The organism is Acinetobacter seifertii (assembly GCF_016064815.1).
Lineage (GTDB): Bacteria > Pseudomonadota > Gammaproteobacteria > Pseudomonadales > Moraxellaceae > Acinetobacter > Acinetobacter seifertii.
On sequence record NZ_CP065820.1, the window covers coordinates 1,084,595 to 1,105,090 of the forward strand.

Consider the following 20,496-nt stretch of genomic DNA (forward strand, 5'->3'; position numbering starts at 1 on the left):
TCTTTTATTTATAAAATTTATTGTGCCTCTGTGCACAATTTGATGTTTTTAGTGCGAATCTACTGGATATAGTTTTGCTGCACTATGATTACTCGATGAAAAAATAGAGAACAAATTTGAGAACCACATCATAATTTTTTGGAAAATATTGGCTTCTTCAATATGCACATCATTTTCAATTTGCAGACTGCGAATGAGCTGATTGTTTTGATAAATTGAAACTGTTGCCAAGTTCATGGCTTTCATTAACGGTGCTGTTAATTTTTGCTCGTTTAATGCAATATTTACACGAGTTTGAGTCGTTTCTAGTGGAGCAATAGTTTTTAGTTGTTTATTGCTATCAAGGACTTGAATGCGTTGTGTTGCGTAATCAAAGGTATTTAAATCAATTGCTGCTGGTTCGGCATATAAAGAAGTCGTGACAATAGTTGGTTGCTTAGTTTCAACCTTAAACATTTTTAAAGTTGATTTAATAACTGGTAACTCAGCAATAAGTTTTTGCTCTGGAATAACCACTTCATCACGTGTATACGCATAAGCAAGATTCATTAACTTATCGGCAATTTCAGCGCGTTTCACTGCACTTGCTGTACCTAGAACAATAACCAGTAAACGTCTTTGTGGTAGGTTCGGTGAAAACGAAGGACGTGAAGCTGTAAGCGCTAAGTTATAACCTGCTGCTTTGGTATAGCCAGTTTTTAAACCATCTACAGATGGATCATATTTCAAAGCAAAGTTAGTTGCATGATGAAAACGTTGATTGTAGCTAAAGCTTGGCATTTTTGAATAATGTAAATATTCAGGTGTTTGGTGAATCACTGCCTGACTTAATAAGCTTAAATCATGCGCTGTCGTGTAATGATCAGGCATTGTAATCCCGGCAGGGTTACTAAAATGCGTGTCTTTCATGCCTAAAGCTTGAGCTTCTTGGTTCATGCGTTGTACAAAATGAGGCACATCACCAGAAATTTTTTCAGCCAAAGTCACCGCGGCATCATTTGCCGACATCACAATTAAACCTGCCAAAAGCTGATCAACTGAAATTTGCTCACCTGCTTTAAGGTACATTTGTGATTCATCCCACTGAACCACGCTAACTACTGGTGTTGCAGTAATAACTTGATCTAGCTTTAATTTTCCAGCCTTAATCTCTTTTAATGCAATATAAGCAACCATCATTTTGGTTAAAGATGCTGGTGCACGTTGCACATGACTATTATGTTCAGCAATGACTTGACCAGATTGAGTATCTACTATTGTCCAGGCAGCGGCCTCGACGCTCTCAGGAGCAATATTAAGAAGGGCAGCATTGGTAAGAGTAGTACAGAAAATACTAAACAGTGTAAAAAGAGATAGGAAGAATTTCACTAGGTGACCTTGACGTTTACTGGCAAATACGGAACACAGATGCACAGCATGCTATGCCTTTTTTTTGTAGAAGGCTAGTCTGAATTGTTGCCAAAAAATACATCTACGCAAGTCGATACAAAAAAGTGATAATCTAAGGTGAAACCGTTCTTATTTTAAATTGAAGAATTTATGTTGCATTATCAAATAGAGTTCGATGATTACAAACAGCATCTTGTTCACGTCACAATTCGTTTTTTAGCGAATCCAAATCAGGAACTATGGTTACCAACGTGGATTCCAGGTAGTTATTTAATTCGTGAGTTTTCTAAGCATATTGAAGCTGTAAAAGCTTACGATGAAGCTGGGCGCATGCTCAATATTAAAAAAATTGAAAAAAATCGCTGGCGTTTATTTAACACCGATCATGAGTTAATTACTGTTGAATATGATGTCTATGCTTATGATTTGTCGGTACGTGGTGCTTATGTAGATCAAACTCGTCTATATATTAACCCAGCCTGTGTATGCTTAGGTTTAGATGGACAAGAGCAATCTGCTTGTGAGTTAGAAATCTTTTTGCCTGATGAGTTAAAACACTTTCAATTAGCAACTAGCTTAGCTTCAAAAAGCTTAGTTAAGGGACGTTTTACCTTAAAAGCTGATCATTATGATCAACTGATTGATAGTCCATTTGAACTTGCGGAGCAAACACGTTTTAGCTTCGAAGCTCATGGAATCGAACATGAATTTGCAATTTCTGGACAGCACAATACCAATATAGAACGTTTAAAAGCGGATATTGAAAAGATCTGTGCAGCTGAAATTGAAATGTTTGGTTCAGCGCCATTTAAAAACTATACCTTTATGACGATGGCAACAGGCAATAGTTATGGTGGCTTAGAGCATTGCAACAGTACAAGTCTGATTACACCACGTGATGATTTACCAAAATCGAATGAACCAACGGAACCTTCGAAAGACTATCAACGTTTCTTAGGTTTATGTAGCCATGAGTATTTCCACTCGTGGTTAGTGAAGTTCATCCGCCCAGAAAACTTTGCAAACTATAATCTTCATCAAGAAGGTTATACCTCGCTACTGTGGATCTTTGAAGGGTTTACCTCATATTATGATGATCTCATTTTATTACGTAGCGGTGTGATCTCTCAGAAGTCTTATCTAGATTTGTTGAAGTCACAGCTTGATCGTTATTTACAAAATCCGGGTCGTTTTGTTCAGACAGTCGCAGAGTCAAGCTTTGATGCATGGATTAAGTTTTATCGTCCAGATGAAAACACTAATAATGCTGGAACTAGTTATTACAATAAAGGCGCATTAGTTGCCTTATGTTTAGATTTAGGCTTACGTTTACGTGGTTCTAGTCTTGATGCCTTAATGCGTCGATTGTATGAAAATACACAAAATGGTATTCAGGTTAATGAACGTACCGTTTTCGATTTATGTGAAGAGTTAACGGGTGATAGTTGGGTTGAGCAAATTAATCATTTGATTAACACAACGGATGAGTTGCCGCTGGATCAGTTATTCCCTGAGTTTGGTTTAAGTTATACGCTTAAAAACGATAAGACATTAGCTTATGGTTTAAAACTAACCGATAAACCTGAAGGTGTATTGGTACAAAATGCTCAACGTGAAGGAGCTGGGGCAAAAGCAGGTATTTCTGCCAATGATGTCATTATCGCAATTGATGGATTAAAAGCGACCACAAAACTTATTGAGAAATATGCTAAGCAAAAGGGTAATTATCAAGTCTTAGCTTTCCGCCGTGATGAGCTGTTGTCGTTTGAAGTTACAGGTGAAAGCATAAACTTAACTGAAGTTGAACTTATTATTGAAGATCAAACAAAAGCTTATAAATGGTTAAAAGCCTGAATAACAGTTAAATAGTTTATAAAAAACCGATGCTTCGTACATCGGTTTTTACTTTTTAGTAGATTTTAAAAATTGAAATAGGTGTTATCTTTGAGTTTATTTTGAATGAAAAGTATAATATTTGTCAGAACTCTGAAAGATATCTCATGTAATTTAAGACTGATCTATACCTTAAAAGTTGGTAAACCTAGATGTATTACCATAAGGTAGGTATAAGATTATTATCAATAGATTTAAATTATGTATTATTTCGCTGCGAAATGTCGTTATCACTGGATATTTCGTTGACTGGAAGCCAATGAGAGTCGATACTCTCAGGGTTTTATTTAAGCATATCGGTTCGTAGGCACTGGGCCAAAAGCTCGGTCCTCAAAACTCAATTCAACGGAAGGGGCTATATATGGCTGGTGAAAAGTCAACTATCATTTACACACTGACTGACGAGGCGCCATTATTGGCGACTTATTCGCTACTGCCGATCATTGAGACCTTTACTAAGCCAGCAGGTATCGAGATTGTTAAAAGTGACATCTCTGTAGCTGCACGTGTGCTCGCAGAATTCGCTGACTACCTAAGTGAAGAGCAAAAGGTATCCGACAACCTTGCTGAGCTAGGTCGTCTTACACAAGATCCAGATACTAACATTATTAAACTCCCAAATATTAGTGCCTCTGTTGCGCAATTGACAGCATGTATTAAAGAACTTCAATCTAAAGGTTTTGCAATTCCTGACTATCCGGAAAACCCAGCGACTGAAGAAGAAAAAACTATTAAAGCTCGTTATGGCAAATGCCTAGGTTCAGCAGTAAACCCAGTTCTTCGTGAGGGTAACTCTGACCGTCGTGCTCCTGCTGCCGTTAAAAATTACGCTAAGAAACACCCTCACTCAATGAGCGAGTGGAAACAGTGGTCACAAACTCACGTTTCACACATGGAAGAAGGTGACTTCTACCACGGTGAAAAGTCAATGACACTTGACCGTGCACGTAATGTAAAAATGGAACTTATCACAAACAGTGGTAAGAGCATTGTTCTTAAGCCAAAAGTTGCGCTTCAAGAAGGCGAAATCATCGACTCAATGTTCATGAGCAAGAAAGCACTTTGTGATTTCTATGAAAAAGAACTTGATGATTGTAAAGAAGCAGGAATTTTATTCTCTTTACACGTAAAAGCGACAATGATGAAAGTTTCACACCCGATCGTGTTCGGTCACTGTGTGAAAATCTACTACAAAGAAGCTTTTGAAAAACACGGTAAGTTATTTGACGAATTAGGTATTAACGTTAATAACGGTATGGCTGGGTTATACGAGAAAATCGAAACGCTTCCAACGTCATTACGTGAAGAAATCATCGAAGACTTACATGCTTGCCAAGAACACCGTCCTGCACTTGCAATGGTTGACTCAGCAAAAGGCATCACAAACTTCCATTCACCTAACGACATTATTGTAGATGCTTCTATGCCTGCAATGATCCGTGCTGGTGGTAAAATGTGGGGTGCTGATGGTAAGCAATACGATGCTAAAGCAGTAATGCCTGAATCAACATTTGCGCGTATTTACCAAGAAATGATCAATTTCTGTAAATGGCATGGTAACTTCGATCCGAAGACTATGGGTACAGTACCAAACGTTGGTTTGATGGCTCAAAAAGCTGAAGAATACGGTTCTCACGACAAGACTTTTGAAATTGCTGAAGCTGGTATCGCAAACATTACCGATCTTGACACTGGTGAAGTGTTATTGACTCAAAATGTTGAAGAAGGCGATATCTGGCGTATGTGTCAGGTGAAAGACGCTCCGATTCGTGACTGGGTAAAACTTGCAGTAACTCGTGCACGTAACTCAGGCATGCCTGCGATCTTCTGGCTTGACCCATACCGTCCACACGAAAACGAATTGATCAAGAAAGTACAAAAGTACTTAAAAGATCATGATACGACTGGTCTTGATATCCAAATCATGTCTCAAGTACGTGCAATGCGTTACACACTTGAGCGCGTAGTTCGTGGCTTAGATACAATTTCTGTGACTGGTAACATTTTACGTGACTACTTAACAGATTTGTTCCCAATTATGGAACTTGGTACTTCTGCGAAGATGTTGTCTATCGTTCCGCTTATGGCGGGCGGTGGCATGTACGAAACTGGTGCAGGCGGTTCAGCACCTAAACACGTACAACAACTTGTTGAAGAAAACCACTTACGTTGGGATTCGCTTGGTGAGTTCCTTGCTTTAGCAGCTTCTTTAGAAGAGATGGGTGTTAAAGAGAATAATGCTCGTGCGAAGTTGCTTGCTAAGACACTTGATGAAGCGACTGGTAAATTGCTTGACAACGACAAGTCTCCATCACGTCGTACAGGCGAGCTTGACAACCGTGGTAGCCATTTCTACTTATCACTTTACTGGGCAGAAGCACTTGCTGCACAGAACGAAGATGCTGAGTTAAAAGCGAAGTTTACTTCACTTGCAAAAACTTTAGCTGAAGAAGAACCGAAGATTGTTGCTGAACTTGCTCAAGTACAAGGTAAAGCAGCCGATATCGGTGGTTATTACGCAATTGATCCAGCGAAAGTAAACGCTGTAATGCGTCCAAGCGCTACATTTAATGCTGCTCTTGCAAGTGTTGGTGCTTAATTACTAACTCGTGTGAATAGCTTAAAAGCCGGTGTTTATACATCGGCTTTTTTTATTTTTTTATAAAAATAAATGGCATTAAAAAAAGCCCACCTAAGTGAGCTTTAAAACGTAAATGTTTTATCGACCACTACGGCCACGACCACGTGGAGCTTTGGTATTTGGACGAGTTGTACCATTGGTCTTACGACGTGGTTTTTCACTTTCATCCATTTGCCAAATACGTTTTGTACCAGACTTTTTAACAGAACCATCTTTGTTCTTACGAACCATTGGTTTACCACCTGTACCACCCGGTTTTTTCACATATGAACGTGAACGATAAGGTTGTTCTGCTGGCACATCTTTAAAGTCAGGGTAGAGTAGAGGTTCGATTTCTTTGGTCTCACCCGGTTCTAGTCCTAATTGAACTAAATCAATTGAACCAATTTTAGTACGAATGAGACGTAAAGTTGGGAAACCTACCGCAGAGGTCATGCGGCGAACTTGGCGGTTACGACCTTCACAAATAGAGATTTCAATCCAAGAGGTTGGAATGTTGGCACGGTAACGTACAGGAGGGTCACGGTCCCATAACCATTCAGGTTCACTTACCTTAATCGCTTTAGCTGGTAAAGTCATACCATCATTAAGCTCTACACCTTTACGAAGTTGCTCAAGCGCTTCTTCGGTTACATCGCCATCAACTTGAACTAAATACGTTTTGTATTTTTTATTCGCAGGGTTGGTAATGAACTGATTCAAACCACCATGATCGGTTAAAAAAACTAAACCCTCAGAGTCCATATCAAGACGACCTGCTATGCGTAAAGTCGGGTCATCTATAAAGTCAGAGACCGTCATATGCGCTTCGTCTTTACGAAACTGGGAGAGTACGTCATAAGGTTTGTTAAGAATGACGATTTTCATAAAAAATGACTTCTTCTTTCAAATAAGCGGTAAAAACATTGAGCTATATTTAAGTGTGAAATTTGCTTATTTCCCACATAAATCTCAAAAAGGATTAAATTCGATTAAGCTATTATGCGTTAATAAAAGTTGAAAGTATTGTTTATCGATAATTATTTTTGTTTGGTTAGTTAAATATTATAAAAGGGAGAATCTACACAATGGGTTATCAGAAGATCGTGGTTCCTGCCGATGGTGATAAAATTAAAGTAAAAGCAGACCTATCACTGAATGTACCAAATCATCCAATTATTCCTTTCATTGAGGGTGATGGTATTGGTGTAGATATTACACCGACCATGAAAACAGTTGTTGATGCGGCTGTCTTAAAAGCCTATGGCGGTAAACGTTCCATTGAGTGGATGGAAGTATATTGTGGTGAAAAAGCTAATAAAATTTATGGCAGCTATATGCCAGAAGAAACTTTTGAAGCTCTGCGTGAATTTGTCGTTTCAATTAAAGGTCCCTTAACTACTCCAGTTGGTGGCGGTATTCGCTCACTTAATGTGGCATTACGCCAAGAATTAGACTTGTACGTGTGTGTACGCCCTGTACGTTGGTTTGAGGGTGTTCCATCACCTGTTCAGCATCCTGAACTAACCGACATGGTGATTTTCCGTGAAAACTCGGAAGATATTTATGCTGGTATTGAATGGAAAGCTGATTCTGAAGAAGCGAAGAAGGTGATTAAGTTCCTTCAAGAAGAAATGGGCGTCACAAAAATTCGCTTTCCAGAAGGATGCGGCATTGGAATCAAGCCAGTATCTAAAGAAGGATCGCAACGTTTAGTTCGTAAAGCCATTCAATTTGCGATAGATAATGACAAACCATCGGTAACCCTTGTTCATAAAGGCAATATTATGAAATATACCGAAGGTGCATTTAAAGAATGGGGATATGAGTTAGCGCTAGATCGTTTTGGTGGTGAACTCATAGATGGTGGTCCATGGGTTAAAATTAAAAATCCTAAAAATGGTAAAGACATCATAATTAAAGATGTGATTGCGGATGCCTTCTTACAGCAAATTTTGATGCGTCCTGCCGACTACTCAGTAATTGCAACCCTTAATTTAAATGGTGACTATATTTCTGATGCATTAGCAGCAGAAGTAGGAGGTATAGGAATTGCTCCGGGAGCAAATATCGGGGGTGCAATTGCCGTATATGAGGCAACACATGGCACAGCACCTAAATATGCTGGGCAAGATAAAGTAAACCCTGGTTCAATTATTCTTTCTGCTGAAATGATGCTTCGAGATATGGGATGGACGGAAGCGGCAGACCTTATTATTAAAGGTATTTCAGGAGCGATTGCAGCCAAAACGGTGACTTACGATTTTGAACGTTTAATGCCGGGGGCAACTTTGTTGCGTTGTTCTGAATTTGGTGATGCGATTATTCGTCATATGGAAGATTAGACTGTCATAAAGAAGCCCTTAATGAGGGCTTTTTTATTACTCTGTGAGTATTATTTATAGTTTTTTATAGTATTGAAGTTAATACAAATAATAAGCTATGAGTGAGCGGTATAAGCCCAAAGCATACAAGTCAGTACAGTTAAACTTAACAATATTCCACCCTGACCATAATGAGTTGCATAGAGGGGAACTTGTCCAATACTGTGCGTAAGTTTATAGTTCAAAATAGGTCTAATGCAAAAGAAAAACAGCGGTAATGAAAAGATTACCGTGTTACTAATTTTAATGGTATAGCGGAAATAGTAACTAAATAGCCCTATTACCATTACATATAACAGAGTTTTGAAAAGTACTTCTCCGCTGGTATAGACATCTATACCAACATAAACATTAAACTTCCATATAAGAAGGCTAAATGTAGCAATTATTGAAATAATAGTTACTACAACAGCATTTGCTGGGCTTGATACATTTAACATTTTTAAGTTTTAATTGATATAAAGTAATTTATTTAAAATATATATTATAAAAACATATATTTCAGTGACCATTTTTAACTTTATAAAAATCACGAAAAATCGTTATTCAGACTTTTTAAGACTAATGCGAATTTGAGCTTGTTTCTTTAAATACCCATAGCGCAAAGCAGAAGATAATGACGAGGAGTAATCCTAAAATTTGACCATGACCAGAGAGGTAAAATGGAACCTCTGGGATGGTTTGAATGGCTTTATAGTCAAGAACAGGCGATAGCCAAAAGTATGCAAATGGAATAGCAATTAAAAATTGTGTTGTAAACTCAATATGATCGCGTGTTAAAAAGCCAAGAGTAGCCGCTGTGGCAATATAAATAATAATCTTTACAGAGACTTCATAGGATGTTGTGATGTCCAGTGCAAATATAGTTCGACATTTAAATGCTAATAATGAAACGCAGATAAAAGCGAACATCGCTAAAAGCTTCAAAAGCTCATCAATATAATTGTTATTGCTCATGTCTTACTCTATTTTAAGTATTAAAATTATAAATTTTGAATAAATATAGATGAGAGGAAAACACTCTACATTGACAAAATATGACATTTTTTGTCAATAAAGCTGCTTTGTAAATAATCAAGAAATGCAAACGATACCTTTTTACGACACAGATTTAATCGTTAATGTTCACTTTGAAAAAATTGACAAGCCCCTTATTAGTCGGGGCTTTTTTTATTGCATAAACTCAGGGTGTTTTGCCATTTTGGGTGCACCGATTTTCTTTTGGTAGCTTTGGTCTAAGACCTGTATCACCAGTACAAATGCAATTAAAAATACAGGGAAAAATATAGTTTTCACGTTTCGGTTTCTCTGAGAGTGGTTGGTAGGGAAGGACGGGTGCGAACTAAAAGGATTAAAGCGAATAGCAAAACAATGCCACTCATTAAAAAGAGGTGGGCATACGACCAGTGCAAGTGATGTAAGGTGCTTATAACCACGCCACCTAAAAGCTGGGTACTGGCAAAGCCAATCGTGGCAAGGCTCCAGAGTTTTTGATAACGCTGCTCATAAATTTGTAAAAGGCTATAAGAGCTAATAAACACGGTGGCAGGCGTGAGCAAACCTGTAAGAAATGAAGACAGCGCAAGCAAACAGATAGCATGCGAAAAGAACGGTAATGCAACGGTTATGGAGTAAATGCCATAAAGCCATTTAATTGCTTGTAAATATCCGGTGAGGCGGCTTAAACAGTACGCCACGAAAGCGCCTATACAGCTTCCGATGCCATACAGCACCCAAAAAAAATTTCGCTGTTGCAATGGAAAATGCAAGGTTCCCGATAAGTAATCCATCCAAAACAAAGAGTGCGGAATATAGGCAAAAGCACTGCACATATAGGCAATAATAATGACCAGTCCCAAGCGTGAATGTTTGATGCTTTGAGGAACTTGGCTGGTTGTTTGAACAGACTGCTGTGGTTGATGGTTGAGTAATTGGAAAAGTACCAAACTGCCAAAAATAGAGAGCGCTGCAAAAATGCTCCAGACATATTGAACGGGCATATTTTTAAGTAAGGGAATAATAATAGTCGCAGATAACACGCCTACACCAATGCCGTTAAACCCTAAAAAATTGACTTTGAGTCTTTGACTCATTGCAATATTTTTCATGGCAAAGCTCGGTGCCAAAATCATGAGTAGGCCGCCTGCAATTCCTGAAATGGTGCGCCAGAACACGAACCAAACCAATAGCATGTGTATGAAGGCACAGCAGAGTAGACTTAAACTGCCCACAACTGCCGAACTTACAATGAGTATGGGAATAGATTTTTCTTTAATACTAAATAACGCCAACAAGGCACCTAGCAAATAGCCCAGCAAATTTGCACTGCCTAAGAAGCTTGCGAAGTCATGTGTCCATCCGTATTGCACAATCATAATTGGCATGAGGGCAGTGTATGAAAATCTAAAAACACCAATACCCAAGCAAGTTGCTAAAAATACAAGCAGACTCATTCGATAAAGCGTAGTCATGAGAAATCACTCAATTTTTTTATTATTAAAAGCGAGTTTTATAATCTTTAAAAATGATTTAATATGATACTAATTATCTTATTTTGAGATAGTGGTATGTTGCTTAAGTCTCTAGAGTTTTTTTTAGCGGTTGCAGAAAGTGGAAGTTTTTCACTGGCAGCACAAAAAATGTATACGGTTCAATCAAATATCACCAGTCATGTGAAAAAGCTTGAAGAAGAGTTAGGAGTGGTTTTATTAAATCGCCATAATCCCGTGACACTAACCAATGCAGGGCAGCAGTTGCATAGCTATGCTGTTCAAATGATCGCGCTGCACAATAAAGCGAAAAAAATCTTTCAAGACAGTGATATTGACCCGAACGAAGCCATCCGTTTAGGCAGTATGGAAACCACAGCGGCCATACGACTTCCTCAATTGCTGAATGAATGTATGCAGCAATATCCCAATTTGCCGATTGAGCTTCAAACTCACCCAACAGGATATTTGATTAACGCTGTGCAGCAAGGTGAGCTTGATTGTGCTTTTGTTGCCTCGAAATATGTGATTCCTGAGTTATATAGCTATCCAATATGGCAGGAACAATTGGTTTTGGTTTGTCGGAAACAGCAAACCGAGTTTCCTGATATTGCCACGCTTGCAAAGACCAGATTTATTGCATTTCGACAAGGGTGTTCCTATCGCCATGCAATTGAGCTGTTTTTAAATGACCATAGTGTGCCGCCTTCGCAAATCATGGAAATGGGCAGTCTGGACGGTATTGTCAGTTGTGTGGAGTTAGGTGTCGGCTTTGCGCTATTGCCAAAGTCATACTTAACCAAAGTGGCTGATAAATTGTCGTTAAGCTGTTTTGAAATTAATACTGAATCTGCACACTTTACCACTTATGTCGTTGCTCAGCCTCCTGAGACATGGGGGAGCAATTTAAAGCAATTTATTGGTTTTATTGAGCAACAGTTTATACAGAAATGTGCTTAATTTTAATACATAAATGTCCTACTTAGCTTATGCCCTAAAAGTGATATATATGTATTTAAATGTCATTTTATATTCTCATCCAGATCGGCAATGATCTGCATGCTAGAAAATTGTGGAAAAGGGTAGTTTATATAGGCCGGCTATGGTCAAATATGCCCCCTTAAAAGATGACACAAGCAATAATTTGGAGTTTGGGAATGAATATACCCTTAATCATCAATATTGTGGTTTTTGTCGGGTTAATATTTTTACTCGCCCAAACACGTAAAACGGACTGGAGCTTATCTAAAAAAGTTCTTGCTGGCTTAGTTTTAGGTGTAGTGTTTGGTTTAGGACTACATTTGATTTATGGCGGTGGCCATCCGATTCTTGCTGAATCTATTAGCTGGTTTAATATTGTTGGTAACGGCTACGTAAAACTTTTACAAATGGTCGTGATGCCTTTGGTATTTGTATCGATTTTAGGCGCAGTAGCCAAGTTGCATCAGGCTTCCTCTTTAGGAAAAATCAGCGTCTATACCATTGTAACTCTACTATTCACAACGTTAATTGCTGCGCTGGTTGGTGTATTTGTGACGAATTTATTTGGCTTAACTGCCAAAGGTTTGGTGCAAGGTGCTGCTGAAACTGCGCGTTTAACTGCAATTAATACTGATTATGTAAGTAAAGTAACAGACTTAAGCGTACCGCAATTTATTCTTTCCTTTATTCCAAGTAACCCTTTTGCTGAGTTAACGGGTGCAAATCCGACTTCAATTATTAGTGTAGTTATTTTTGCTGTCTTTTTAGGGATAGCTGCGCTTAATTTAATGAAAGATGATGCAGAAAAAGGTCAGCGTATTTTGACTGCTATTCAGACGTTACAGTCTTGGGTCATGAAGCTTGTACGTTTAGTTATGACGCTTACACCGTATGGCGTTTTTGCGCTTATGACTAAGGTTGTGGCAAGTTCAAATGTGGCTGACATTTTAAACCTAGGCGGTTTTTTGGTTGCGTCATATTTAGGTTTGGCGATTATGTTTGGCGTTCATGCCATTATTTTGACCCTGACCGGTGTTTCTCCGCTTAAGTTCTTTAAGAAAGTTGCGCCTGTTTTAACATTCGCATTTACAAGCCGTTCAAGTGCAGCAAGTATTCCACTGAGTATTGAAGCGCAAACTCGTCGTTTGGGTATTCCCGAATCTATTGCGAGTTTTTCTGCTTCGTTTGGTGCAACCATTGGTCAAAATGGTTGTGCGGGTTTATACCCAGCAATGTTGGCAGTCATGGTTGCTCCCACTATGGGGATTAATACACTCGACCCAATGTGGATTGCTTCTTTAGTGGGTATTGTGACTTTAAGTTCAATTGGTGTGGCTGGTGTTGGTGGTGGTGCAACTTTTGCTGCACTGATTGTGCTTCCTGCAATGGGTTTACCTGTAACTTTGGTTGCGCTGCTTATTTCAATCGAACCGTTAATTGATATGGGCCGTACTGCATTAAATGTAAATGGTTCAATGACTGCAGGTGTAGTGACGAGTCAACTGATGGGCCAAACAGATAAAGACATATTAAATAGTGAAGATGAAATTGAGTTAACTCAACATCATTAATAGTTAGTATAAAACGGCTCATTCATATCTGAATGAGCCGTTTTTTATATGCTTAAATTGCCACTGTGATGTTAATTTTAAAAAAACTGTATCTGTTTTTATTTTAAATAGTTTTAGAAAATGAGCTTAGTACAAAAGAGAGCACTATCATGAAAATGTATCAAGTCGATGCTTTTACAAAAGAGTTATTTCGTGGAAATCCAGCTGCTGTGATTGTTGAAAAAGAGTGGCTAGATGCCGATTTAATGCAAAAGATAGCGCTTGAAAATAACTTATCTGAAACTGCTTTTGTAAAAATTATAGATTCTGAAAACTATGAAATTCGTTGGTTTACACCAATGGTTGAAGTAGATTTTTGTGGTCATGCGACTCTTGCGAGTGCTTTTGTACTCTTTAAAGATTTTACGGATAAAAAGACCATTAATTTTCATGTCCGAAACTTAGGACTTTTTATTGTTCACCAAGATGAAGATGGCAAAATCAGAATGAATTTTCCAATTCGTAAGGCTGAACAAGTGGAAGATTATCCAGCTATTTTACGACAAGCTTTAAGCAAACCATTTAAGGCTGTTTATCAAAATGTTCAAGCTTATATTATTGAGTATGAATCAGTGCAAGACGTGTTAGATGAGCAGCCTGACATGAACTTACTTAAAGCCTTAGGTAAACGGACAGCTATTACGGCTACAGATATGGATGTCGTAATCACTACAAAAGCAGACGAGCACTATGACTGTGTATCTCGTTATTTTGCACCTGTTGCAGGCATTGAAGAAGACCCTGTTACAGGTTCAATTCATACTGCAATAGCGCCGTTATGGGCAGAAAAGCTGAGCAAAAATAATATTGTGGCTTATCAAGCTTCTAGCCGTGGAGGCATTTTATATTGCAATATCCTGAATCAGGAACGTATTGAAATTGCAGGATATGGCAAACTCTATATGCAAGCAGAAATTTTTCTTTAAAATAAAAAGCCGTTTAAATAAACGGCTTTCTTTTCAAATCTTTACTATTAATCTCAACTTAAATTACCTACTATACTCTTACAACTATTGATTTTTTATTATTCAAATTAATTGGTATTTCTATGTTCATGCAGTTTAAACAACTGACTCTCTCCCTATGTATTCTTGGTTTAAGTGCTGCGTCTTTTGCACAAACGACATTAGTAAAAAGTAAGCAAAATATTGAGGAATATAAATTAGATAATGGCTTTCGGGTAGTGCTTGCACCGAATGACAAAGAAAATAAAATCTTTATTAATACTATCTATTTGACAGGTTCTTTAAATGACCCACAAGGTAAAAGTGGCTTAGCACATTTACTTGAGCATTTGGCATTTAAAGGCACGCAAAACGTAAAGGGTGAAGAATTTCAGCGCCGTTTAGATCAATATACATTAATGACAAATGCGAGCACGGATTACTATTCAACCAAATATACCAATATTGTTCGTCCAGAAAAAAATGCGCTAGATCAAGTGTTGTACCTTGAATCTGAACGTATGGATAAATTAGTTCTACAAGAAAAATTTGTACCTTCTGAAATTGAAATCGTAAAGCGTGAACGTGAAGTCCGTATGGATCAGCCTTTTGCTGTCTTAATGGATCAAATGTGGAAATCGGCTTATGGAAACAAGTATTTAGGGCGATTACCAATTGGTGATTTACCTGAGCTTAAGTCTATTAAAATGCCTGAATTGAACCAGTTCTACCGCAGTTGGTACGCACCTAACAATGCGGTTATGGTTGTTTCAGGTAAGTTTGATAAAACTGATGTTTTAAAAACAATTGACCAATATTTTAGTCCGATTCCTGCGCGAGCTGTGCCGAAGCCTGTTCAGGTACCTGTCTTAGATTCTACAAAAATGAAGGATCGTGAGTTTGTAGTGAAAAAGGGCAGTGATTTGGCCAAATTCCATATCTATATGAATGGAAAAAACACGAAAATTCAACCAACACTCGCTTTAGCACCAATGTTGTATACCATGCAGCCAAGCGGTCATTTATATCAAAACATGGTTGAAACGGGTATTTCTACAGACGTTCAGGCATCAACATGGTTAGATCAAGATTTTAATGTCGTATTTTTAGGTGCGGTTTACTCACCAAAAAATGACCCTAATAAAGTTGAAAGTGCTTTACTCTCGGGAATAGAAAAGGGTAAGCCTTTTACAGAGACTGAGCTAAATCGCGTAAAAAGCTTAATGAAAACGCAAGGTGAGTTAGTCAATAAAGATGCCGTTGCTTTGGGTTCTCGTTTAAGTGATTACAGTGTAGCTGGTGGGCAATGGGACCAATATTTTAAAGATTTAGATGCAGTTGAGAAAGTGAAACTCAATGAAGTCAATCAAACCTTGAAACAGTTCCTTGTTGCTGGGCATCGTATTGATGGCGATATTTTGCCGACACCTGAAGATCAAAAGAAAGCATTGCAACTTGACCCTAAAGATAAGCCTAAAACTTTAGATCAAACCGATGTTAAACCAGAGCCTTTAAAAGACCCGAAAGTTTATCAACAAGAAGTTAACGAGTTTTTAAAAACCTCAAAGCAATATGCCGAAACTAATGAGAAAAAGATTAGCCGCGGGAAACTTAAAAACGGAATGAAGTATGCTTTGTTCCCTGTAGAAACTCGTGATGATCGTACCTATGCCACTATTACTATGGATTTTGGTACAGAAAAATCTTTATTTGATAAAGGCACAGTTGTTGATTTAACTTCATATTTGTTACTGCGTGGCTCTGACAAATATAGCTTGCAAGACTTTGCAGATAAATCGATTGATGCAGGCGGTGCAGCTTATGCAAGTGCTGACGGCAATGGCATGACTATTAACATTCAATCTAAAACTGAAAAATTTGATGAGTTCTTCAAATTTGTTTTAGAGGTCATGAAAAATCCTAAATTTGAACAATCTCAATTCGATTTAATTAAGTCTCAAAGCTTATCGAGCCTTGATCGTCCTTACACAGAACCAGATGTTGTAGCCGGACTCACATTATCGCGTTTAATTGAAGAATACCAACCGGGTGATTTGCGTTATCACTTCGAACCTGAGCTGGCTAAAAAACAATTGAAGAATGTGACTCAAGAACAAGTGAAAGAGCTGTACCAGCATTTTTTTGCAATGAACCATGCGCAAATTGCGATTACTGGTGCATTTGATGCAAAGAAAATGAAAAATCTCTTGAATCAAGAGTTTGGAAGCTGGAACAGTAAGCAACCATACGAAAAAATCTTAATTAAACATGTCGATTTTCCTGCTCAGAAGGTACATGCTTTATCTGAACAACGCGAGTTTGGTAGTTATCAAAGTATAATCACACTACCAGTTGGGAAAAATCATCCTGACGCACCTGCATTAATTTTAATGAATTATATTTTAGGTGATTCTCAAATCTCATCACGTTTGGCTCAAGAGCTTCGTGAAAAAAATGCATTAGTATATGGTTTTGGAACAGGTCTACAACTTGATCAGGACACGAATGTTGGTGCGTTAAGTATTAGTGCAAACTATACGGCTGGGCGTTCAGCACAAGTTTCTGATTCAGTTCATAAGGTATTAAATGACTTATTAACGAAGGGAATTACCGAGCAAGAGCTTGCAGCAGCGAAAGCAGATCTCATGAAAAAACGTGTTACTGCATTAGAAGACGAACGCAATATTCACGGTATGCTGAATCTTGAGCTTGAGTCAGGTAAAACATTACTTGACCGTGTTAAGCATGATCAAGATTTAACAAAGCTGACCGTTGCCGATGTGAATGCAGTCATTAAAAAATATATTAAACCTTCAAACCTTGTGGAAGTGATGGCTGACCAATATGGCCAAGCGCAAAAGCAATAACTAACTTATCAAATAAAAAGCCACATGAAGTGGCTTTTTATTTGAGTATTTAAAACTTATTAATGATCATGTTTGTGAGCATGGAAATCTTCATTCTTACGGAAACGTAAGTAGTTTTCGAACTGTTCACAATACTCATCAAAGTTATCTTCGAGCATCATTTGAAATTGCTGAAGCAAATAAGACATCACTTGCTCTTTTGCATCGCGCATTTCATTGCCATCTTTAAAATTGTTTGCAGCCACCCACGTATTAAAACGGGCAGTGGCAAATAACATGGCTGCACTCACTTGGCCGCGAAGCTCAGCAGGGTCAGGCTTTTGGCCTTTAGGCGGGCGACAAAAATCATTGGCTTGTTTAATGAATTCATCCGCACGCTCAAAGAAAACAGCATTTAACGCTTCTTCTTCAGTAATATCTGTTGCATTAATCTTTTGAGACATGACATATTCCCGCAAAAATAGAGCTGCTTATTATAGGCAAAGCCTTGCGGAAACAAAACCTTTGCCTTAGTCTGTAAATAGCCTAAGTGTTGGAAGTTCTAATTATGCAAGATGCGATAGCCGTTCAAAGTTTAAAAACAGACATTGCTCTATTACGTCAGCATATTTTTCCACCCCAATATTTAGAGCATGTCGAAGGGCTACCAATTTATTATGGTTTGCAAGAAGAAGTTTTAGCCTATTACCAACAATGGAAAGACTTAATCGAAAGGGCACAAGAGCTTTTCCAGCCTTTTATGGAAGATGAGTTACCACATGCAATTCATTTACCAAGCCATCTGAACTTACCATTATTCTTTTTTCATGTAGATCGGATTCGTATTAATAAAACACGTGCTAAAGAGTCGAAAACTTTTCGTGGTGTGGCAAGTCTTATTGAAAAATGCGGTCAGTTCGAAACAGATCAGATTTTTACTATGCAAGAATGGTTGCAGAGTGATGATACGGCAGCACTCGTTGCTCACCGTGAATTTATCGACTTGAGAACTTATGTGTTCCAGCATGGTCAAAGTGAATATACACGTTCACGTTTTTATACCAATGGTATTGTGCTAGGGGTAGAGCCTCACTTTGAACTTGTCGATGCCCGAGATAAACCAAGAAAGCAGCGTAGCGATAGCTATAATGACCCCTTAGCAGATAACGGTGTATGGAAAGTATTTGGTAAATACCGATAAGATAAAAAGTCGCGACATCTATGTCGCGACTATAAGATACTTACCAAAAAGTTTTTACTTGATTAAATTTTTGCAAAGCTTCGGCAGACTGATTTTGTAAATAAGGTTGTTTGGCCTTAATCCATCCTAGAGCAAACCAAAAGTGCGGGTCGTGTTCAATTGCTTTATTAAATAGATCTTCAGCTATAAACAAATCGTTATATAGTCCTAACGTATTTTGCACGGGTTGCAATTTCTTTAAAAACTGTTGAACATTTTTAGATGGATATAAGCTTGATATAAATTCGATGCAGTAACGTAGCTGTTTAGCTTTTTTACGTATCTTGTGCTGTTCAGTTACTTCGAGTTCATTGAAATCTTTAGCATGACTCACAACTTGGTGATGTAACTTATTTAAGCTTTTTTCTATCTGGTTTTTAAATTTTCCTTTGGTGCTTTGGCTATCTTCTTCTGAATAAGCAAATGCCAGTAATGCGAGTACAAGCTTGACAGTTTCTGCCGATTTGAACAGTGTGGCAAGATCTTTTAATGGCTCCTCTGAGATTGGAAGTAAAAGCTCAGGTGAACCATGTTGCACAATCATCGGTAAAATTTCAGTACGGATAGCATCTTCATCGCGCGTGTCTCCAAGCTTGCGGAAAAGTGCTGCAATTTGCTCTTCCCAAGCAGGGTTTAAATCGTCTGACCATCCTGAAAAATGATGAAGTGCACTGCGTAAACGACGTAAGCTCACACGTGCCTGATGGATATGCTCAGCTTCGGCGACGTTATCGGCAATTGCAGCCATATTCGGTAAGAATTGTGCTAAACAGTTTTCAACAATTTTTTTGAGGGCTTGTTCTGCTGAAATATTCTTATCTAAACTCAAGCTTTTTGCGTGAACGGCAGGTGAAACGGCTTTTCCTAATGCGAGTAAATTACCGCGTTCGGCTTTACTTCTAACATCGAGCCATAACTCATAACGATTAATCCATTGCTGTGCAAATTGAATTAGTGTTTTAACAGCACCTTGTTTAAGCTCAAACTCAACTTCACAAATTTTACTTTGGGTTGTTGCCGTTTTTACTACACCGTCATCAAGACAGACTTCAATAGCAGTGTCATCGGCTTCAAATACATGATAAGTACGTTGTACATCTGTCTCAAACTGTAAGCTTAGCTTTTCGACTTCAGTGCCTAAAGCTTCAGTAATTAAATCTGTGACTGCTTTATTATCTTTATATAGATTAAGGTTTAGTTCGGGTTCTTGCTCGCATTTACCTAGAAAAACTTCTTCTTCAACACGGTGTAAATGACTTTGACCAGCGGCTTTAAAGGTTTGTACCCACAAATCATTTTCTTTACGTAAACGTAGGGCCATACCATTTTTTGCGAGTAGACGGTCTGGTGTATCGTAATATTTGGCCTGCAAGTGAATATGCTGTGCTTTATGCTTTTTCAAATACTGCTGAACAGTTTTTTTCTTCGATTCAGGTAACTGAAACTTAAGCTCAACTTCAACCATAACGGATCTCCCTGAATCAGGTATTTAAACTATCTTGAATAAGTATAATAGCTTAGTGCTAAAAATAATGTTTTTGATAGAGAAAGTTACAATCAAACCTATGACGCTACACTTTGTTTTAGGTGTACAATCAGGTGACGTTTTGATCAAATAAAAATCAGGAAGATGATCGTGAATGCACCAGTAAACTTCAACCATGAAGCTCAGCCAGAGTTTGAATTACCGATTAAAAACTATCAGGAATTTTATCGTTTTTATTTAACTGAACACCGTAACATTATGAGCAGGCGCTTACATGTGGTGGGTAGCAGCATTGGTATATACTTTTTTTCAAAAGCAATTCGTAAGAAACAAGCTAAATATGCACTGTATGGTTTAGTGTCTGGCTATGCATGTGCATGGGTTGGACATTTTGTATTTGAAAAAAATAAACCTGCCAGTTTTAAACAGCCTCTTTATAGCTTTATTTCTGATTGGCGAATGCTATCTGATGTGGCGACTGGTCAATTAAGTTTGATTGATCGTAAGCACGATAAAATTCCGAGTTAATTTTTTATTCCTATTTTAATATACCGATTGGTACTGTTAAGCCTATATCAATCGGTACTTATGATGTCCTATAAATCCGTTATACT

The 20,496-nt window shown here is 38.0% G+C and carries 17 protein-coding genes; 9 read left to right on the top strand and 8 right to left on the bottom strand.

What is annotated here, in order from left to right:
- Window positions 1–48: 48 nt before the first annotated feature.
- Window positions 49–1,368, bottom strand: coding sequence for a D-alanyl-D-alanine carboxypeptidase PBP6B (locus tag I8T81_RS05165; protein WP_049065163.1), 1,320 nt, complete (start codon window positions 1,366–1,368; stop codon window positions 49–51).
- 171 nt (window positions 1,369–1,539) lie between these two features.
- Here I8T81_RS05165 and I8T81_RS05170 point away from each other — a divergent pair, with 171 nt between their 5' ends.
- A complete protein-coding gene (locus I8T81_RS05170) occupies window positions 1,540–3,243 on the top strand; it encodes a M61 family metallopeptidase (RefSeq protein ID WP_198072263.1) in 1,704 nt (567 codons plus the stop codon).
- 400 nt (window positions 3,244–3,643) lie between these two features.
- Window positions 3,644–5,881 carry an NADP-dependent isocitrate dehydrogenase gene (locus tag I8T81_RS05175; RefSeq protein ID WP_019457697.1) on the top strand — a complete coding sequence of 746 codons (2,238 nt, stop codon included), beginning with the start codon at window positions 3,644–3,646 and terminating at the stop codon, window positions 5,879–5,881.
- Window positions 5,882–6,001: 120 nt separating this feature from the next.
- Here the strand turns inward: I8T81_RS05175 and I8T81_RS05180 are convergent, their stop codons facing one another.
- Window positions 6,002–6,790 (bottom strand): rRNA large subunit pseudouridine synthase E, encoded by a 789-nt coding sequence (locus I8T81_RS05180; protein ID WP_019457698.1) that lies wholly within the window; start codon window positions 6,788–6,790, stop codon window positions 6,002–6,004.
- 200 nt (window positions 6,791–6,990) lie between these two features.
- Between I8T81_RS05180 and icd the strand changes: the two genes are divergently transcribed.
- Window positions 6,991–8,247 (top strand): NADP-dependent isocitrate dehydrogenase, encoded by a 1,257-nt coding sequence (gene icd / locus I8T81_RS05185; RefSeq protein WP_198072264.1) that lies wholly within the window; start codon window positions 6,991–6,993, stop codon window positions 8,245–8,247.
- Window positions 8,248–8,342: 95 nt separating this feature from the next.
- Here icd and I8T81_RS19015 read toward each other — a convergent pair whose 3' ends face one another.
- The 4 genes from I8T81_RS19015 to I8T81_RS05200 form a co-directional block, all read right to left on the bottom strand.
- Window positions 8,343–8,471 (bottom strand): hypothetical protein, encoded by a 129-nt coding sequence (locus I8T81_RS19015; protein ID WP_265091524.1) that lies wholly within the window; start codon window positions 8,469–8,471, stop codon window positions 8,343–8,345.
- A gap of 376 nt (window positions 8,472–8,847) precedes the next feature.
- Window positions 8,848–9,243 (bottom strand): hypothetical protein, encoded by a 396-nt coding sequence (locus I8T81_RS05195; protein WP_049064672.1) that lies wholly within the window; start codon window positions 9,241–9,243, stop codon window positions 8,848–8,850.
- Window positions 9,244–9,456: 213 nt separating this feature from the next.
- A complete protein-coding gene (locus I8T81_RS18875) occupies window positions 9,457–9,582 on the bottom strand; it encodes a hypothetical protein (protein ID WP_227602153.1) in 126 nt (41 codons plus the stop codon).
- The gene (locus I8T81_RS05200; protein WP_198072266.1) at window positions 9,579–10,757 is read right to left on the bottom strand and encodes a YbfB/YjiJ family MFS transporter; all 1,179 of its coding nucleotides are present in this window, start codon (window positions 10,755–10,757) and stop codon (window positions 9,579–9,581) included. Before I8T81_RS05200 ends, I8T81_RS18875 begins: the two co-directional genes overlap by 4 nt.
- A gap of 96 nt (window positions 10,758–10,853) precedes the next feature.
- Here I8T81_RS05200 and I8T81_RS05205 point away from each other — a divergent pair, with 96 nt between their 5' ends.
- From I8T81_RS05205 to I8T81_RS05220, 4 genes are all read left to right on the top strand, one after another.
- Complete coding sequence (locus I8T81_RS05205; protein ID WP_198072267.1) at window positions 10,854–11,735, top strand: LysR family transcriptional regulator; 882 nt, start codon at window positions 10,854–10,856, stop codon at window positions 11,733–11,735.
- Window positions 11,736–11,932: 197 nt separating this feature from the next.
- Window positions 11,933–13,327 (top strand): L-cystine transporter, encoded by a 1,395-nt coding sequence (locus I8T81_RS05210; protein WP_198072268.1) that lies wholly within the window; start codon window positions 11,933–11,935, stop codon window positions 13,325–13,327.
- A gap of 149 nt (window positions 13,328–13,476) precedes the next feature.
- Entirely contained in the window at window positions 13,477–14,292 is an 816-nt protein-coding gene (locus I8T81_RS05215; protein ID WP_068934387.1) for a PhzF family phenazine biosynthesis protein, read from the top strand.
- A gap of 122 nt (window positions 14,293–14,414) precedes the next feature.
- Window positions 14,415–17,177 (top strand): M16 family metallopeptidase, encoded by a 2,763-nt coding sequence (locus I8T81_RS05220; RefSeq protein ID WP_198072269.1) that lies wholly within the window; start codon window positions 14,415–14,417, stop codon window positions 17,175–17,177.
- A gap of 59 nt (window positions 17,178–17,236) precedes the next feature.
- On the opposite strand, the gene I8T81_RS05225 is transcribed toward I8T81_RS05220, so the two are convergent.
- Window positions 17,237–17,620 carry a DUF3144 domain-containing protein gene (locus I8T81_RS05225; protein WP_077169555.1) on the bottom strand — a complete coding sequence of 128 codons (384 nt, stop codon included), beginning with the start codon at window positions 17,618–17,620 and terminating at the stop codon, window positions 17,237–17,239.
- A 104-nt stretch (window positions 17,621–17,724) separates the two neighbouring features.
- Here I8T81_RS05225 and I8T81_RS05230 point away from each other — a divergent pair, with 104 nt between their 5' ends.
- Window positions 17,725–18,357 carry a hypothetical protein gene (locus I8T81_RS05230; protein ID WP_198072270.1) on the top strand — a complete coding sequence of 211 codons (633 nt, stop codon included), beginning with the start codon at window positions 17,725–17,727 and terminating at the stop codon, window positions 18,355–18,357.
- A 40-nt stretch (window positions 18,358–18,397) separates the two neighbouring features.
- Here the strand turns inward: I8T81_RS05230 and I8T81_RS05235 are convergent, their stop codons facing one another.
- Complete coding sequence (locus tag I8T81_RS05235) at window positions 18,398–19,861, bottom strand: CYTH and CHAD domain-containing protein (protein ID WP_198072271.1); 1,464 nt, start codon at window positions 19,859–19,861, stop codon at window positions 18,398–18,400.
- 165 nt (window positions 19,862–20,026) lie between these two features.
- Here I8T81_RS05235 and I8T81_RS05240 point away from each other — a divergent pair, with 165 nt between their 5' ends.
- Window positions 20,027–20,410 (top strand): DUF962 domain-containing protein, encoded by a 384-nt coding sequence (locus tag I8T81_RS05240; RefSeq protein WP_077169553.1) that lies wholly within the window; start codon window positions 20,027–20,029, stop codon window positions 20,408–20,410.
- The last annotated feature ends 86 nt before the right edge of the window (window positions 20,411–20,496 follow it).

Coding starts and splice junctions, on each gene's coding strand:
- I8T81_RS05170 (WP_198072263.1), top strand. CDS start 1,540: ATGTTGCATTATCAAATAGAGTTCGATGATTACAAACAGCATCTTGTT.
- I8T81_RS05175 (WP_019457697.1), top strand. CDS start 3,644: ATGGCTGGTGAAAAGTCAACTATCATTTACACACTGACTGACGAGGCG.
- I8T81_RS05180 (WP_019457698.1), bottom strand. CDS start 6,790: ATGAAAATCGTCATTCTTAACAAACCTTATGACGTACTCTCCCAGTTT.
- icd (WP_198072264.1), top strand. CDS start 6,991: ATGGGTTATCAGAAGATCGTGGTTCCTGCCGATGGTGATAAAATTAAA.
- I8T81_RS05195 (WP_049064672.1), bottom strand. CDS start 9,243: ATGAGCAATAACAATTATATTGATGAGCTTTTGAAGCTTTTAGCGATG.
- I8T81_RS05200 (WP_198072266.1), bottom strand. CDS start 10,757: ATGACTACGCTTTATCGAATGAGTCTGCTTGTATTTTTAGCAACTTGC.
- I8T81_RS05205 (WP_198072267.1), top strand. CDS start 10,854: ATGTTGCTTAAGTCTCTAGAGTTTTTTTTAGCGGTTGCAGAAAGTGGA.
- I8T81_RS05210 (WP_198072268.1), top strand. CDS start 11,933: ATGAATATACCCTTAATCATCAATATTGTGGTTTTTGTCGGGTTAATA.
- I8T81_RS05215 (WP_068934387.1), top strand. CDS start 13,477: ATGAAAATGTATCAAGTCGATGCTTTTACAAAAGAGTTATTTCGTGGA.
- I8T81_RS05220 (WP_198072269.1), top strand. CDS start 14,415: ATGTTCATGCAGTTTAAACAACTGACTCTCTCCCTATGTATTCTTGGT.
- I8T81_RS05225 (WP_077169555.1), bottom strand. CDS start 17,620: ATGTCTCAAAAGATTAATGCAACAGATATTACTGAAGAAGAAGCGTTA.
- I8T81_RS05230 (WP_198072270.1), top strand. CDS start 17,725: ATGCAAGATGCGATAGCCGTTCAAAGTTTAAAAACAGACATTGCTCTA.
- I8T81_RS05235 (WP_198072271.1), bottom strand. CDS start 19,861: ATGGTTGAAGTTGAGCTTAAGTTTCAGTTACCTGAATCGAAGAAAAAA.
- I8T81_RS05240 (WP_077169553.1), top strand. CDS start 20,027: ATGATCGTGAATGCACCAGTAAACTTCAACCATGAAGCTCAGCCAGAG.